This window comes from Silvimonas terrae (genome assembly GCF_014202765.1).
Classification (GTDB): domain Bacteria; phylum Pseudomonadota; class Gammaproteobacteria; order Burkholderiales; family Chitinibacteraceae; genus Silvimonas; species Silvimonas terrae.
Window position 1 is genome coordinate 223,660 of record NZ_JACHHN010000007.1, and the last position, 15,655, is coordinate 239,314.

The following is a 15,655-nucleotide window of genomic DNA, read 5'->3' on the forward strand; positions in this document are numbered from 1 at the left end:
CGGGTATTGTTCTGGCGCCAGTCACAAAGCCGGGTGGCTTATTCCGGGACGGAATACCCAGTGCGGTTTTGTGAACAGCTCTTATGCAATTTTGCGTAACGTTACGCGGCCCACCGACAGGAAGCAAAAGACGTATAAGGGTTACGGCGTAAGTACAACACCTGATCCAGCTCACATAAAGTATTGCGGCAGGTCAAACTTGACTGCCGCAAACCATGGATCAGAACGCCAGCAAGGGTTCCAGCTTGGCCTGGGCCGAGGCCACCCAGGTGGGGATGTAGAACGGCGCATCGTCAATCGCAATGGCTTCTACCTCGGTAAACATTTCTACCGACTGCGGCGCGCCCCGCCGGGACTGCCGCGCAATGTGGGAGACCTTCCATATCAGTTGCTTGACCTCGCCCCGCTTGCTCCACAAGTCATCCAGATGCTTCATGCCGGCAGGCAGCACAAAGTAGGCATCAATGGTGTCGTAGGTGGTTTTATCGTGAAAATGTTCCGGGTGCAGGCACAGCAACAAATAGGGCAGATAGTGCGGCTCAAGCCCGGCGTAATCGAAAATACCACGGGTATTGGCATCGATCAGCGCGCGCTGGAAATCCCCCCAGGACAGTTTGCGGCCCGACAGCGAATACGCTTTCAGGTACACCGGATACAGTTCTTTGAGTACCCAGGCCCGCACACGCTTGCCGTTATCGAGGTCCAGCGCAGAGGGCTTGAGATCAAACACCGCGTGGCGATATTGCGCCAGCGAGCTACACCGGCTGCCTGCCTTGTGGGCAAAGTGGGTCACGGTATGTGGCGGGTGGGCCACCCGCAGCACCATGTCGGCATCGCAGATTTCGCACCGGCCTTTGGCGTTGTCACCATAGGTCTGCCGGAACCACTCCGCGCTCTGGATTCCTTGCCCGTTCGGGTCTGTGGCGCGATGAGTCATGGACTATCTCCTTGTAATCAGAACGCCATGATAACGAAATGAGACAGCTTGCCGTAGTGCGACAATCAGCCCGCCAGCGCCGCTGCTACAACAAACGTGCCAGCAAGGCACCGTTGAGGTGCGCCGGCAGCGGAATGGACACCGCTACGCCATTGCCCGCCGCCACACTGACAGGCTGGTTCTCCCCATCACGCATGGCGGTCAGTGCCAGCACCTGATTGCCGGACGGGTGGATGATTTCCAGCTGGTCGCCCACCGCAAAGCGGTTCTTGACTTCAATCTGCGCCCAGCCATCGGTCACGCTCAGCACCTCGCCCACGTACTGGCTTTGGCGGGACTGGGAGTGGCCATCCAGATAATTCTGCGTTTCATGGCTGTGATGGCGCTGCAAAAAGCCGGCGGTATAACCCCGGTTGGCGAGTCCTTCCAGATCGGCCAGCAGTGTCGGATCAAACGGCCGGCCAGCGACGGCATCATCAATGGCCCGCCGGTACACCTGCGCCGCACGCGCGACGTAATACGCGCTCTTGGTGCGCCCTTCTACCTTGAGCGAATCCACGCCAATCTCCACCAGCCGCGCCACGTGTTCCACCGCGCGCAGGTCTTTGGAATTCATGATGTAAGTGCCGTGTTCATCTTCCATGATCGGCATCAATTCGCCTGGGCGGTTGGCTTCTTCAATCAGGTATTCGGTGTCAGCCGCATCATGGCGCGGCACGCTGCCACAGGCGCTCTCCCCTGCGGCGTGGACTTTGTAATCCCAGCGGCACGCATTGGTACAGGTGCCCTGGTTGGGGTCACGGTGATTGAAGTAGCCGGACAACAAACAGCGCCCGGAATACGCAATGCACAACGCGCCATGGACAAAAACTTCCAGTTCCATATCCGGGCATTGCTGGCGAATCTCCGCGATTTCTTCCAGCCCCAGTTCGCGCGAGAGAATCACCCGCGTGAGCCCCAGCGACTGCCAGAACTTCACCCCGGCATAGTTAACTGTATTGGCCTGCACCGACAGATGAATGGGCATATCCGGCCAGGCTTCCCGCACCAGCATGATCAGACCGGGATCTGCCATGATCAGCGCGTCGGGTTTCATGGCGATCACCGGGGCCATATCGGCCACAAAGGTTTTCACCTTGGCGTTGTGCGGCAAGACATTGGCCGCCACAAATAACTGTTTGCCGCGCGCGTGGGCCTCTTCAATCCCGGTTGCCAGTTGTTCCAGCCGGAAATCATTGTTGCGCGCACGCAGGCTGTAACGCGGCAGACCGGCGTAGACCGCGTCCGCGCCAAAATCATAGGCAGTTCGTAATTTGGCGAGATTACCGGCAGGCAACAACAGTTCTGGCGCGCGACGCATAAAGAGGGGTTTCCGTCTGGGCAAGGAGCAAAGCCGACAATTATAAAACCCTGCGCCGGCTGCCTCTCTTTTAAGCAGGTGGTAAAAATGCCGCTAAAACAGTTGTTTGCCCCATCTGTCCACAGCACGTACACATGTTTGTTCCGGGTTTTGCGTGGACAACCCACTCTTTTCCACAAAGGGTGTGACCGACCTGCCAATGCCCTTATGAACCCTGGCAGATTGCCCAAAAAACGGGCGCACTCCACAAATGTCTGGGCGGACAAGGACTTGCCCCACTTGTCCACAGGGCATGCACAGTCTTGTGCCCGCATCTTGTGTAAAACCCGTTGGGATTGCCTCTTTTTCAGGCAGTGCCAAAAAGCCGTTTAGCGTCAACGGCCTGCCCCGCTTGTCCACAGACCACCAACATGGTTGTTCCGCAAAAACCGTGGAAAACCATACGCAGCCTGGTTTTGCGAGGTGCCTCGCAGCAAAGGGCAGCCGGATTTATCCCCAGGTTTTGCTGAAAACACCCTGCAAAACGCCCTTTGCCTGTTTTTTGATCAGTGCTTAAAAAGCGTTATGACTCAGCACCCTGAAGCCCTTATCCACAGCCTCTGCACAGTTCAGCCCGGACAAAGCGGGGATAATCCCCAGCCGTATCGGGCTGCAACGCTGCCCATTTTGCAGGCAGCGGCCAGAAAGCCTTGCAAATCAAGGTGATGAGGCGCTTACCCACATGGCGTACACAAGCTTGTCCAGCCCGCGCGTGGATAACCGGTGCGAGTACATCGCGCCGCTGTACGCAATCGTCCATGTCAGCGGTATGCCAGACGGTTAACATGGTTGTTTTCCAGGCCATCGTCACGAGGTTTCTCCACCATGAAGATCGGATTTATCGGCACCGGCAACATGTCTGGCGCCATGATCGCCGGTATTAAACACACCCACCCGGATTGGCAAATCCACGGCTACAACCGCAGCCACGAAAAACTGATTGCCCTGCAAAACAAATGGGATGTGGTGCCTTCTGATTCTCTGGCCGAAATCGCCGCCCTGGCAGACTTTCTGGTGGTTGGGGTCAAACCGCAGGGTTATGACGCCATGCTGGCCCAGTTACGCCCGCTGCTGCAGCCACGGCACGTGATTGTGACCGTCGCCGTGGGATACCCGATCGAGCGCGTACAGCGCCACGCCGGCGAACACACCAAGGTGGTACGCAGCATGCCCAACACGCCCGCCCAGATTGGCCAGGGCATGAGCGCACTGTGTGCCTCTACCCAGGTATCGGTTGATGAGCGCGCGGCGGCGCAAAACATCTTTGAGAGCTTTGGTCGTGCCGTATTTATTGAGGAGAGCCAGTTTGACGTGTTCTCTGCCGTGGCGGGCTCTTTGCCGGCGTATGTCTGCGTGATTATCGAAGCGCTGGCAGACGCCGCCGTGCAGCACGGCATGCCCCGGCAGCAGGCTTATGGTGTGATCAGCCAGGCAGTCATGGGGTCGGCGCAACTGGTGCGCGATGGCAATCGGCATCCGGCCGAGTTGAAGGATCAGGTGTGCTCGCCGGGTGGCACGACGATTGCCGCCATTGCGGCGCTGGAAGCGGGTGGCTTGCGCAGTACCTTGATTGAGGCGGTGAGCGCCTGTATGGCGCGGACGAAGGTGTTGGCGGGGAAATGAGGGGGTTGGCGAGCCTGATACCGGGGTTGCTGGCGGGATGCTGCGACGTGGAAAGGTCGTAGGGTGGATTCGGAGCGGAGCGACAATCCACCTTCATTGCCGTAAAACCCGAAACTCTGTTAGCGCCTTGCGGCGCGGGTTTGAAAGGCATTTGATACCCGCGGTGGCCGGAGCACGTTACTTTCTTTGCTTCGCCAAAGAAAGCAGTCGTAGGGTGGATTCGGAGCGGAGCGACAATCCGCCTTCATTGCCGTAAAACCCGAAACTCTGTTAGCGCCTTGCGGCGCGGGTTTGAAAGGCATTTGATACCCGCGGTGGCGGGAACACCCTACTTTCTTTGCCTCGCCAAAGAAAGTAGGCAAAGAAAGGCGACCCCGCCCTGCGGCCCTCCGGGCTTCCCTCGGTTGGTCGGGAGCCTGGGGTCTCCCTCCACGCCCTCGGCGCTGGGCTTTTATGGGGGAGAAAGTCAAAAACAACCCCAACTGCAACGGCAATATCCACTGCCCCTGCCCCTGCCCCTGCCCCTGCCACTGCCACCGCCACTTCAACACGCACCCCACTGACTCGTCATTCCGGCCCTGAGCCGGAATCCAGCGACGACACGTGAGCACTCTTTACGGTGAATTCGGAGCGCAGCACCGTAGCCCGGATGGAGCAAAGCGGGAATCCGGGGTGGCGATGTCGGCAAGAATGGGGTTGTGCGGTGAGGGGTCAGGCGAGTGAGGGCCGCGATATGGCTCTTGATGAACATCAGCAAACAAAAAACGGCCGCAAAGGGCCGTTTTTTGTTTTGCCGGACTAACGAGTCAAGCCAGCTTCTTGCGAATCGCCGCAGTCACACCCGCCCCATCCAGCCCGCAATCGGCCAGCAGTTTGTGCTGCTCACCGTGTTCCACGTAGCCATCCGGCAAGCCCAGCAGCAGTGTATCGATCTTGATGCCCTGGGCGCTGAGCGATTCCAGCACCGCGCTGCCGGCGCCGCCCATGATGGCGTTGTCTTCCACCGTCACGATCAAGTCGTGGCTGGTGGCCAGTTCTGCGACCAGCGCGTCGTCCAGCGGCTTTACAAAGCGCATGTTGGCCACGGTGGCGTCCAGTGCTTCGCCGGCTTCCAGCGCCGCGCCCAGACGGGTGCCGAAGGAGAGGATTGCCACTTTGCTGCCCTTGCGGCGGACTTCACCCTTGCCCCAGGGCAAGGCGGTCATCTCCTCCTCAACGGTGGCACCGAGGCCGCTGCCGCGCGGGTAGCGCACGGCGGTGGGGCCATCATGCAGGAAGGCGGTGTAGAGCATCTGCCGGCATTCGTTTTCATCGCCCGGGGCCAGAATGGCCATATTTGGGATGCACCGCAGGAACGAGTAATCAAACGAGCCCGCGTGCGTCGGGCCATCCGCACCCACCAGCCCCGCCCGGTCAATGGCAAACACCACTGGCAGGTTTTGCAGTGCGACGTCATGTACCAGTTGGTCATAAGCGCGCTGCAAAAAGGTGGAGTAGATAGCGACCACCGGCTTGACGCCCTCACAGGCCAAGCCACCGGCAAAGGTCACGGCGTGCTGTTCGGCAATGCCCACGTCAAAGTAGCGGGCGGGATATTGCTCCGCGAATTTCACCAGGCCCGAACCCTCGCGCATGGCGGGGGTAATGCCGACCAGACGTTCATCTTTGGCGGCCATGTCGCACAGCCATTCGCCAAACACCTGGGTGAAGCTGGGCTTGCTGCTGGATTTGCCCGTCATGCCGTTTTCCGGCGTGAACGGGGTCACGGCGTGATATTTGACCGGGTCGGCCACGGCCAGTTTGTAGCCCTGACCTTTTTTGGTCACCACATGCAAAAACTGCGGGCCAGAGAGGTTCTTGATGTTCGACAGTGTGGTGACCAGCGTGTCGATATCGTGCCCATCAATCGGGCCAATGTAATTGAAGCCAAATTCTTCAAACAACAGGCCGGGGGTGAACAAGCCTTTGAGTTGTTCTTCACTGCGCTTGGCCAGCTCCCGCAGCGGCGGCACTTTGTCCAGCATGCGGCCAGACACATTGCGAAAACCGTTGTAGAACTTGCCCGAGAGCATCTTGGCGAGGTAGTTGTTGAGCGCGCCCACATTGGGCGAGATCGACATCTCGTTGTCGTTCAGGATCACCAGCAGGTCAACATCCCGGTCGCCGGCGTTGTTGAGCGCTTCAAACGCCATACCGGCCGTCATGGAGCCATCGCCAATCACGGCAATGGCTTTACGGTTTTCGCCGTGCAGTTTGGCGGCCTCGGCAAAGCCCAGCGCGGCCCCAATAGATGTACTGGAGTGACCGACACCAAAGGTGTCGTATTCACTCTCTTCGCGCTTGGGAAAACCTGCCAGGCCGTTTTGCTGGCGCATGGTGCCCATGCGCTCGCGGCGACCGGTCAGCACCTTGTGCGGATAGCTTTGGTGGCCCACATCCCACACGATCCGGTCATACGGCGTGTTAAAGACGTAATGCAAAGCCAGGGTCAGTTCGACTGCGCCCAGGTTAGAGGCAAAGTGCCCTCCGGTGCTGCTGATGGAGTCCAGCAGAAACTGGCGCAGTTCACCCGCCACCTGCGGCAGGTCTTCCCGGTCCAGGGCGCGCAGATCGGCGGGCAAATTGATTTGATCAAGCAATGTGGTCATGACTCTGTTCTTTTTAGCTGCGGCGTTCGACGATAAAGTCCGCCAATGCCTGCAAACGGGCGGCACGCTCGCCAAAGGGTGCCAGCGCGGCGCAGGCCTCGTTCAAGAGTTCTGCGGCTTTGTCTTTGGCGCCTTTCAGGCCCAGCAAAGACACGTAGGTCGGTTTGTGGTTGGCGGCATCCTTGCCCACGGTTTTACCCAGGGTGGCGGTGTCGGACTCTTCATCGAGCACGTCGTCAATGACCTGGAAAGCCAGGCCGATGCACTTGGCAAAGTGATCCAGCCGCGCCCGATCCTCGCTGCTCATGGGCTCGCCGCAATACGTGCCCATGATGACGCTGGCGCGAATCAGCGCGCCAGTCTTCAGAATATGCATCAATTCCAGTTCGGGCAGAGTCAGTGTCTGGCCGACACTGTATAGATCAATACCCTGCCCGCCGCACATGCCAAGACTACCCGAAGCACGTGCCAGTGCGGCCATGGTGGCGACCTGGTCGGCAGCGCGGGCAAATGGGGCGTGCGCCAGCACATCAAAGGCCTGGGCTTGCAGGGCATCTCCCGCCAGCAAGGCGGTGGCTTCATCAAACTGCACGTGAACGGTGGGCTTGCCGCGCCGCAGCACGTCGTTGTCCATCGCCGGCATATCGTCATGGACCAGCGAATAGGCGTGGATCATCTCCACAGCGGCGGCGGCAGCGGCCGTACAGGGCGCACTGCCGTTCACCAGTTCCGCAGCGGCGTAAACCAGCAGGGGGCGCACCCGTTTGCCGCCATCGAGCACGGCGTAACGCATGGCGTCATGCAGTCTTGAGGGCGCGTGCGACAGCGGTGGCAGTGCGTGTTCGAGCGTATTTTCCATGCGCGTCTGAACGTCGCGCATCCATTCCTTGAAGTCGGTCAAGCTTGATCCCCATCCACTTTGAGGGTCTGCAGGCGGTCCCCTTCCAGGACCTTGAGCTGGCGTTCGGCGTCGGCCAGTTTGCCTTCGCAGTATTGCAAAAGCTCCTGACCACGCTGCCAGGATGCGAGCGAGGCTTCCAGTGCCAGGTTGCCAGACTCAAGCTGGGCGATCAGCGCTTCCAGCTCGGCAAAACCGGCTTCAAAATTCTCCGGCTGTTTGACTGTTTTAGGCATGCTGCAAAACTCGGCGGAAAATCCAGCGAACATAGCGTATTGGCGGCTTTGGCGTCAATGACAGGCAGATGACTGTTGCCTCTGACAAGCAGGTCAACGAGGCGACCGGCCAGAGCCATTGACCGGCTTTGCAAGACACATCAAGCAGATACACAAGCCCACAACGCCACCGGGCCTGTGCACGGAGACGACACGCCCGGCGGCTGCGCCAGTGCATGAACCGGCGCAGCGGCCAGGGCGGTGGGTATTAATGCAGTACGCGGCGATCGTGGTGTTCGGTTTCGGCAAACATGGCGCCCTCTTCCAGCATGGCTTCATCATCATCGGCTGCGGCGGCTTGCAGCATCAGGTCTGCAAACCCTGCTGGCACCCCGGCTTTGAGCATGATCTCCAGCAGATCTTGCGCGTCACCCCCAGCATCCAGGTTGTCCTGGGCCCATTCGAACCAGTCGCCGTAAAAGTCCAGCCAGTGTGCGTCCAGAAATTCCATCATTTCGTCCCATCGGGCATGCAATAAGAACATAGGATATATCCGATAAGTCTACGCAAACGGACACCTGTGTACTATTGACGCCGCAGTTTCTCACAAAAAAACGATGTTTTTATTCGCGCAGGCCTTTCTGGCTAAGGACACAAATAAAAACGGAGCCGGTGAGGCTCCGTTTTTCTCATAAATCAGTGCTGGTTTCAGAGTGCAAAACGCATCGATAAATCGATCGCACGGACGTCTTTGGTCAGTTTTCCGACGGAAATGCGGTCTACCCCGGTTTCAGCAATGGCCTTAATTTGCTCTAGATCAACTCCACCCGATGCTTCCAGCACCGCACGGCCACGGGAAGACTGCACGGCCACGCGCATGTCAGCCAGCGTCATGTTATCCAGCAGCACTGATGTAGCCCCCGCGTGCAATGCCTCGTTCAACTCATCCAGGTTTTCCACTTCAATCTGGATGGTCACCTGGGAGGGCGCCAGTTCCCGCGCGGCCTTGAGCGCGGCGCTAATGCTGCCGGCGGCCATGATGTGGTTTTCCTTGATCAGGATGCCGTCGTACAAACCAATACGCTGGTTCTCTCCCCCGCCCACCTTGACCGCGTATTTTTGCGCCAGCCGCAGGCCTGGAAAGGTTTTACGGGTGTCATATACTTTGGCCTGGGTGCCGGTAATGGCATCCGCGTAGCGGCGGGTTTCAGTCGCGACACCCGACAGCAACTGCAGGAAATTGAGCGCAGCCCGTTCACTGGTCAGCAGGCTACGGGCCTGGCCTTCCACCCGGCACAGCAAGGTGTTGGGCGCCACGCGCTCACCCTCTGCCACTTGCCACAGAACCCGGCTGGATGGATCAACCTGGCGATAGACTTCTTCAAACCAGTCCTGGCCGCAAATCACCGCCTCTTCCCGCGCAATCACCGTCGCCACGCCCGGGTGGCCGGCGGGGATCAATTGTGCGGTCCAGTCACATTGACCAATGTCTTCGGCCAGGGCAGCCGCCACATTGGCAGCAATCACGTGATGAGCGGGAGCGGTCATAGGGCGAAATCCTGAGTGCAAAAGCGCTTATTGTACCGGCCAGGGCAAGGGTGCGATGGCTGTTTTGATTTCTTGTTCAATCCGGGCCAGCGCGGCCTCATTTTCCGCCTCCAGCCGCAAGGTGAGGACTGGCGTGGTGTTGGAGGCGCGAATCAGGCCAAAGCCATCAGGATATTCAATGCGCAAGCCATCGACCGTAATCAGCTGGCTGGCGCTCGGGAACCTGGCGTTTTTGGCGATCCGTGCCACCACGGCGTGGCCGTCTTCTTGCACGGGAACCTGGATTTCCGGCGACGAAATAAACTGCGGCATGCTGTCGAGCAGCGCATCCAGGTCAGCGCCGGCGGCAATCATCTGCACAATGCGGGCACCGGCGTACATGCCGTCGTCAAAGCGCCATTGCCCGAAGGCCAGGTGGCCGGACAGCTCGCCCGCGACCAGCGCGCCGGTTTCTTTCAGGCGCTTTTTCATGTGGGTATGGCCAACGGCAATCACCTCGCTGGTGCCGCCCAGTTGTGCTACCCAGACGGCCACGGCGCGGGTTGATTTGACGTCATACAGTACATGGCCGCCCGGATGCGCCTCCAGCATGGCTTTGGCGAACAACATCAGAATATGGTCGCCCGGTACGATACGGCCGCTTTTCGTCACTACGCCAAGCCGATCGCCATCCCCATCAAACGCCAGCCCCACTGCCGCGCCCGTCCGGATCACGGCCTGTTGCAGGTCTACCAGATTGGCCGCAACTTGCGGGTCCGGATGGTGATTGGGGAAATGGCCGTCGACTTCGGTAAACAGGCCATGCACCTTGCAGCCCAGTTGTTCATAGAGCTGCGGGGCACTGGCGCCGGTTACGCCGTTGCCGCAGTCAATGACAATGGAAAGCGGTTGCTTGAGCGTGTTTTGCGCGCACAGGTCACGGATGTATTCACCGGCGATATCCAGTTGTTCTACCCGGCCCTGGCCGTTCACAAAATCGTCGGCCTCAATCAGGTCGGCCAGTCCGGCCAGGCGCGCATCGCCCACCGTTACGCCGCCTTCCATGATCTTGATGCCGTTGTAATTGGGCGGATTATGGCTGCCGGTCACCACCGCGCCGCAGCCTTCGGACTTGTAGAGTGCGGCGTAATACATCTCGGGCGTGGCGGCAAGGCCAAGGTCCAGCACGGTCAGGCCGCAGTCGGTCAAACCCCGGGTGAGTGCAGCCGCCAGATCAGGGCTGGAGAGCCGGCCGTCCCGCGCCACCGAAAACAGCGTATGTCCTGCACGTGCCACCATGCTGCCGGCGGCGCGGCCGATCAGGTACGCCGCTTCCGGCGTCAGTTTGTCGACGGTAGAGCGCACGTCGTAGGCTTTGAACAGGCTGCGGTCGATGCGGGACATAAGCTGGAACTCCTTCGATCAAAGAACCTGCGCAGTGGCCTGATGGGCCGGCAGGTGAGCATCAAAAAACGAGAGCAAAGTGCGCGGCAACCAGGCCAGTCGCCCGGGCGGCATGCCATCGGCAAATCCGACATGGCCGCCCGTGGCGGGTTGCAGCAAGGTGACTGCGGCAGAGACTTCACTTTGCTTTGGCAATATATGGGCCGGGACAAAGGGGTCGTTCTTTGCGTTGATAATCAGCGTGGGCACGGTAATACCCCGCAAATGCGGCTTGCTGCTGGCTGCGCTCCAATAATGGTCGACATCGCGAAAGCCGTGCAGCGGTGCGGTCACCAGGTTATCGAATTCGCGCAGTGTCACCGCGCGGCGCAGGGCGTTCTGGTCAACACGGACGTCGCCATGCAGGCGCAGTTTGTCACCCATTTTCTGTTTTAGCGTGCGCAAAAATTCGCGTGTGTAAATTTGCCGGTTCAGGCCTTTATCGAGTACCGCACCGCACTCGGTCAGATCCAGCGGGGCGCAGACGGCGGCGGCGGCATCAATCACCTCAGACGCCGCTGAACCGCGTTCTCCCAGCCATTTCAACAGGGCATTGCCTCCCAGCGAAACGCCAGTGGCAAAAATGGGTGCGTCCGGATTGTGCTGACGGATACGGCGTAGCACCCAGTCTATTTCTACCGAATCACCTGCGTGATAGGCCCTTGGCAGGCGGTTGTCAAAGTCCCCGCAGGAGCGAAAGTGCGGCACCACACCACGATAGCCAACCTCTTTGGCACTACCAAACAAAGACAGGGAATAGTGACTGCGGGAGCTGCCTTCCAGCCCGTGAAACAGCACCAGCAGGGGCTGTTTGATATCGCCATCCAGCCAGTCCACGGCGATTTCGTCTGCATCTGGCGTCTGCCAGGTTTCACGCCGGAACTGTGGGCCGCGATTGCCCAGCCAGAGGGCCGGATAGAGCGTTTGCAGATGGCCGCCAGGTAACCACGAAGGCGCACGATACGGAGCAAAATCAGGGATTGAGGAACGGGACATGGACGAGGCCAGACGAAGACAGATTCAAGGTGGCCCAGCCAGCGCCAGAGCGCGCCGGCCGGGCGGATAACGTTAGATTGCAATGCCCTTTTCGTCGAACATGCCTTCAAACAGGATGGAGCTGAGATAACGCTCGCCCGAGTCTGGCAGGATCACCACGATGGTCTTGCCGGCGTTTTCCGGCAATTTGGCCAGACGCACCGCCACGGCCACCGCCGCGCCAGAAGAAATGCCGGAAAGCAGCCCTTCTTCACGCGCCAGACGGCGGGCGTATTCCACCGACTCTTCGTTGGAGACTTGCTGCACGTCGTCAATCAAGGACAGGTCGAGGACATCCGGCACAAAGCCGGCGCCAATCCCCTGAATTTTGTGCGGACCCGGTTGCAGTGGCTGCCCGGCGCGCTTTTGCGTCAGGATCGGGCTGGAGGTTGGCTCGACCGCGACCGAATGCAGCGCTTGCTTGCGCTCTTGTTCAAAGTAACGCGACACGCCCGTGATGGTACCGCCCGTGCCCACACCAGAGACCAGGATATCCACTTTGCCATCCGTGGCATTCCAGATTTCCGGGCCGGTGGTGGCGACGTGAATGGCCGGGTTGGCGGGATTCTTGAACTGTTGCAACAGCACGTACTTGCCTGGATCGGAGGCGACAATCTCTTCGGCCTTGGCAATGGCGCCGTTCATGCCTTTGGCCCCTTCGGTCAGCACCAGTTTGGCACCGAATGCGGCCAGCAATTTACGCCGCTCCACACTCATGGTTTCCGGCATGGTCAAGGTCAGGGGAATACCTTTGGCCGCGGCCACAAAGGCCAGCGCAATACCGGTGTTGCCGCTGGTGGGCTCCACCAGTTCTTTGCCAGGCCCAAGCAAACCGCGCTGTTCGGCGTCCGCAATCATGGCGGCGCCAATACGGCATTTGACCGAATACGCCGGATTGCGGCCTTCCACCTTGGCCAGCACGGTAGCGCCAGCACCTTCGGTGATACGGTTGAGCTTGACCAGCGGCGTGTTGCCAATGGCCAGCGCGTTGTTCTCAAACCAGTGAGCCATGCGTGTCTCCGTAACGGGTAGCAGTAAAGGTAACAAATAAAGGTAACAAAGCAGTACAGCGCCCCGGCCAGACAGCCAGGGCACTCAAAATCATGACTTGCGGGCCGCCAGTTGCAACGCCACATCGGTCAAGACCCGATAGGTCTCGCCGGTGGCCGGGTCAAGCGCGGTCGTTGCGGCAATTTCCTGCGCAATAATACCCAGGTCATTGCGCGCTGCCGGGCCCGTTAACGCTTGTGCCGGGCCGTAGCGATCCAGATTTGCCAGTGTGCCATCAATCAGCGGCTTGAGCGCAGACCAGGCGGCATCTCGCGGGATACCCGCGCCTTCCATGCTGCGCAGCGCGGTTTCCATTAACGCCACCAGGTGGTTACAGGCCAGCACGGCGCCAGCGTGGTACAAGAGCTTGCCGGAAGCCGCAATGGTAAAGCGTTGCGCACCGATCTGATCAAACAGGGGTAACAGGACGTCCAGCGCCGCCGTATCGCCTTCAGCCGCGCACCAGGTGCCGGCAAAACGGGTGACGGCATGGGCCGGGTCAGCAAATGAAAACAGCGGGTGTACGCTGGCCAGCACCGCCCCTGCGTTGCGCAACGGCGCCAGCACCGCACTGGACAACGCACCGCTGCAATGGAACACCACGTCGCCTGGCCGCACCTGCGATGCCAGGCGGGGCACAGCGCCAGCAATGGCATCGTCTGGCGTGGCCAGCAAGGTGATGGCGGCGGGCGTCAGGCCATCCCAATCCACCACTCGCCCCGCGCCGATAAATGCGGCGGCGGCGTGCCCCCGAGCGGCATCTCTGGCCAGCAAGTCAGCCACACGCACGCTGGCGCGTTCATGCCAAAGCCGGCCCAGCGTTTGGGCCAGGCGGCCCGGGCCGATGATGTTCAATGCAGGAAGCGACATGACAGCAATTGGTAAAAAAATTGACACTGGCCAGATGTTACCCTGCTGTCCGCGCCCGGCATACCGCCCAGCGGTGCTATAACTGCACCAGTTCAGGTGGCCTGCCCCGAACAGCCATCCCGCCAATCAGCCAGAAGATGCGCATATGACCCAGCCCGTAGATGCCCAACAGATTGATCCAGACGATCTGCCCGCCGATCCCACCCGCCGCCGCGTACTGGAAGGCCTCGCCGCCGTCAGTGTGGCCGGCATGCTGCCGCTGGTGGCCGAAGAAGCCGACGCCGCCAAAGCCAGACCACAGCATCAGGGCGGCTCGCTGGATGCGCGTCTGAATGCGCATGTGAAGAACATTGTGGTGATCTATCTGGAAAACCGCAGCTTCAATAACTTGTATGCGGATTTCCCCGGCGTGCTGGAGCCGCTCTCCTCCCTGAGCGCCGCGCAATACACCCAGACCGACCGCAATGGCCAGCCACTGGCGACGCTACCCAAAATCTGGGGCGGCCTTGTGCAACGCGGCCAGACCGTCGGCGGCAAGTACTACATGATCAAGGAAGAGCAGATCGACAAGCTGCCCAATGCCCCCTTCCCGCTCAAGGATGCAGAAGGCTTGCCGCTGCCTGAAGCCGTGATCACGCGGGACTTGTGGCATTTGTTTTACCAGAACCAGATGCAGATCAATGGCGGCAAGAATGACCAGTTTGCGGCCTGGGCAGATTCAGGCGGTCTGGTGATGGGGTATTACGACCAGACCGCCAAAAACCTGAACATGTACCAGATTGCCCGCCAGTTCACGCTGTGCGACCGCTTTTTCATGGCGGCGTTTGGTGGCTCTTACATGAACCACCAATTTCTGGTGACGGCGCGTCCCAATGTTTACCCCGATGTGGCCAACAGTGTGGCTGCCAAAAAGATCGCCAGGGTGGATGGTGGCCCGCAAGGCACGCGCCTGACGCTGCATGCGGAAAACCCCGCTTCCGCGCTGGATGGCAAACCCAAATTTGCCAACGACGGCGCCATGACACCAGATGGTTATGCCGTGAACACCATGGCCCCGCCCTACCAGCCCAGCTTTATCAAGCCTGCACCGGATGGCGACAAAACGCTGGCAGACCCGGCAGACCCGGCCACCCTGCCGCCGCAAAGCTACGACACCATTGGCGATCTATTGTCACGCAAGGGTGTGAGCTGGGCCTGGTATGCAGGTGGCTGGCAAGCCGCACTGGATGGCAAGGGGGGCCCGGATCAGCCGAACTTCCAGTTCCATCACCAGCCGTTCAACTACTTCAAGCAATTCGGCCCCGGCACTGCCGCCCGCGCCGAGCACCTGCGTGATGGCGGCATGGGCGACAGCCCGATGTCCAACCGTTTTCTGGCCGACGCCGTTGCCGGCAAGCTACCGGCCGTGACTTTCTACAAGCCGCAAGGCAACCTGAACATGCATGCCGGGTATTCGGATGTGGAGTCGGGCGATCGTCACGTGGCAAACATCCTCATGCATCTGATGAGTTCGCCGCAGTGGAAGAACATGGTGGTGGTGATCACGCATGATGAAAACGGCGGCTGGTGGGACCACGTTGCCCCGCCGCAAGGCGACCGCTGGGGCCCTGGCTCACGTATTCCGGCGCTGGTGGTATCGCCATTTGCCAAGCGCGGGTACGTGGATCACACCTTCTATGACACGACCTCCATCCTGCGCTTGATTAGTCGCGTACATGGCCTGCCCAAGCTGGAAGGGATTGCGGAGCGGGATGCGGCGTTCAAGGCACGGGGCGCGCAGCCGCCGGGGGATTTGACCGGGGCACTGCAGGTGTGATGGGTTGATGCGACGGGTACAACCAAAAAAGCGCGGCATTGAGTCGCGCTTTTTTGTTTTGTGCGGGGGGCGTAGGGTGGATTCGGAGCGGTAGTGACAATCCACCTTGACTGCGGAGGGAACCCGAACCCCAGTTAGCGCCTTCGGCGCAGGCCTTTTAAAAACATTTGATACCCGGGGTGCCGGGCCCACGT

Annotated in this window: 13 protein-coding genes; 2 read left to right on the plus strand and 11 right to left on the minus strand. The window is 60.0% G+C overall.

The window, feature by feature from the left end; all coding sequences use genetic code 11:
* Window positions 1-220 precede the first annotated feature (220 nt).
* Window positions 221-937 carry a competence protein CoiA family protein gene (locus HNQ50_RS16775; RefSeq protein WP_184102353.1) on the minus strand — a complete coding sequence of 239 codons (717 nt, stop codon included), beginning with the start codon at window positions 935-937 and terminating at the stop codon, window positions 221-223.
* A gap of 85 nt (window positions 938-1,022) precedes the next feature.
* Window positions 1,023-2,297 carry a prephenate-dependent tRNA uridine(34) hydroxylase TrhP gene (gene trhP / locus HNQ50_RS16780; protein WP_184102354.1) on the minus strand — a complete coding sequence of 425 codons (1,275 nt, stop codon included), beginning with the start codon at window positions 2,295-2,297 and terminating at the stop codon, window positions 1,023-1,025.
* Window positions 2,298-3,161: 864 nt separating this feature from the next.
* Between trhP and proC the strand changes: the two genes are divergently transcribed.
* Window positions 3,162-3,959 carry a pyrroline-5-carboxylate reductase gene (gene proC, locus HNQ50_RS16785; RefSeq protein WP_184102355.1) on the plus strand — a complete coding sequence of 266 codons (798 nt, stop codon included), beginning with the start codon at window positions 3,162-3,164 and terminating at the stop codon, window positions 3,957-3,959.
* A gap of 806 nt (window positions 3,960-4,765) precedes the next feature.
* Here the strand turns inward: proC and dxs are convergent.
* From dxs to HNQ50_RS16830, 9 genes are all read right to left on the minus strand, one after another.
* Window positions 4,766-6,607 carry a 1-deoxy-D-xylulose-5-phosphate synthase gene (gene dxs, locus HNQ50_RS16790; protein ID WP_184102356.1) on the minus strand — a complete coding sequence of 614 codons (1,842 nt, stop codon included), beginning with the start codon at window positions 6,605-6,607 and terminating at the stop codon, window positions 4,766-4,768.
* A gap of 13 nt (window positions 6,608-6,620) precedes the next feature.
* Window positions 6,621-7,487, minus strand: a complete 867-nt coding sequence (locus tag HNQ50_RS16795) for a polyprenyl synthetase family protein (protein ID WP_184102357.1) — start codon at window positions 7,485-7,487, stop codon at window positions 6,621-6,623.
* 17 nt (window positions 7,488-7,504) lie between these two features.
* Entirely contained in the window at window positions 7,505-7,741 is a 237-nt protein-coding gene (xseB, locus tag HNQ50_RS16800) for an exodeoxyribonuclease VII small subunit (RefSeq protein ID WP_184102358.1), read from the minus strand.
* A gap of 247 nt (window positions 7,742-7,988) precedes the next feature.
* A complete protein-coding gene (locus tag HNQ50_RS16805; protein ID WP_184102359.1) occupies window positions 7,989-8,234 on the minus strand; it encodes a hypothetical protein in 246 nt (81 codons plus the stop codon).
* Window positions 8,235-8,428: 194 nt separating this feature from the next.
* Complete coding sequence (nadC, locus tag HNQ50_RS16810; RefSeq protein ID WP_184102360.1) at window positions 8,429-9,268, minus strand: carboxylating nicotinate-nucleotide diphosphorylase; 840 nt, start codon at window positions 9,266-9,268, stop codon at window positions 8,429-8,431.
* Between the two features lie 27 nt (window positions 9,269-9,295).
* Window positions 9,296-10,651 (minus strand): phosphomannomutase/phosphoglucomutase, encoded by a 1,356-nt coding sequence (locus HNQ50_RS16815; RefSeq protein ID WP_184102361.1) that lies wholly within the window; start codon window positions 10,649-10,651, stop codon window positions 9,296-9,298.
* A gap of 18 nt (window positions 10,652-10,669) precedes the next feature.
* Window positions 10,670-11,686, minus strand: coding sequence for a YheT family hydrolase (locus tag HNQ50_RS16820; RefSeq protein WP_184102362.1), 1,017 nt, complete (start codon window positions 11,684-11,686; stop codon window positions 10,670-10,672).
* A gap of 72 nt (window positions 11,687-11,758) precedes the next feature.
* Window positions 11,759-12,736 carry a cysteine synthase A gene (cysK, locus tag HNQ50_RS16825; protein ID WP_184102363.1) on the minus strand — a complete coding sequence of 326 codons (978 nt, stop codon included), beginning with the start codon at window positions 12,734-12,736 and terminating at the stop codon, window positions 11,759-11,761.
* A gap of 90 nt (window positions 12,737-12,826) precedes the next feature.
* A complete protein-coding gene (locus tag HNQ50_RS16830) occupies window positions 12,827-13,645 on the minus strand; it encodes a Rossmann-like and DUF2520 domain-containing protein (protein ID WP_184102364.1) in 819 nt (272 codons plus the stop codon).
* A 145-nt stretch (window positions 13,646-13,790) separates the two neighbouring features.
* Here HNQ50_RS16830 and HNQ50_RS16835 point away from each other — a divergent pair, with 145 nt between their 5' ends.
* Window positions 13,791-15,461 (plus strand): acid phosphatase, encoded by a 1,671-nt coding sequence (locus HNQ50_RS16835; RefSeq protein ID WP_184102365.1) that lies wholly within the window; start codon window positions 13,791-13,793, stop codon window positions 15,459-15,461.
* The last annotated feature ends 194 nt before the right edge of the window (window positions 15,462-15,655 follow it).

What these genes read in the sequence shown, in the direction of transcription:
- trhP (WP_184102354.1), bottom strand. Translation starts at nt 2,297, where the DNA reads ATGCGTCGCGCGCCAGAACTGTTGTTGCCTGCCGGTAATCTCGCCAAA.
- dxs (WP_184102356.1), bottom strand. Translation starts at nt 6,607, where the DNA reads ATGACCACATTGCTTGATCAAATCAATTTGCCCGCCGATCTGCGCGCC.
- HNQ50_RS16795 (WP_184102357.1), bottom strand. Translation starts at nt 7,487, where the DNA reads ATGCGCGACGTTCAGACGCGCATGGAAAATACGCTCGAACACGCACTG.
- HNQ50_RS16820 (WP_184102362.1), bottom strand. Translation starts at nt 11,686, where the DNA reads ATGTCCCGTTCCTCAATCCCTGATTTTGCTCCGTATCGTGCGCCTTCG.
- HNQ50_RS16830 (WP_184102364.1), bottom strand. Translation starts at nt 13,645, where the DNA reads ATGTCGCTTCCTGCATTGAACATCATCGGCCCGGGCCGCCTGGCCCAA.
- proC (WP_184102355.1), top strand. Translation starts at nt 3,162, where the DNA reads ATGAAGATCGGATTTATCGGCACCGGCAACATGTCTGGCGCCATGATC.
- nadC (WP_184102360.1), bottom strand. Translation starts at nt 9,268, where the DNA reads ATGACCGCTCCCGCTCATCACGTGATTGCTGCCAATGTGGCGGCTGCC.
- xseB (WP_184102358.1), bottom strand. Translation starts at nt 7,741, where the DNA reads ATGCCTAAAACAGTCAAACAGCCGGAGAATTTTGAAGCCGGTTTTGCC.
- HNQ50_RS16775 (WP_184102353.1), bottom strand. Translation starts at nt 937, where the DNA reads ATGACTCATCGCGCCACAGACCCGAACGGGCAAGGAATCCAGAGCGCG.
- HNQ50_RS16815 (WP_184102361.1), bottom strand. Translation starts at nt 10,651, where the DNA reads ATGTCCCGCATCGACCGCAGCCTGTTCAAAGCCTACGACGTGCGCTCT.
- HNQ50_RS16835 (WP_184102365.1), top strand. Translation starts at nt 13,791, where the DNA reads ATGACCCAGCCCGTAGATGCCCAACAGATTGATCCAGACGATCTGCCC.
- cysK (WP_184102363.1), bottom strand. Translation starts at nt 12,736, where the DNA reads ATGGCTCACTGGTTTGAGAACAACGCGCTGGCCATTGGCAACACGCCG.
- HNQ50_RS16805 (WP_184102359.1), bottom strand. Translation starts at nt 8,234, where the DNA reads ATGATGGAATTTCTGGACGCACACTGGCTGGACTTTTACGGCGACTGG.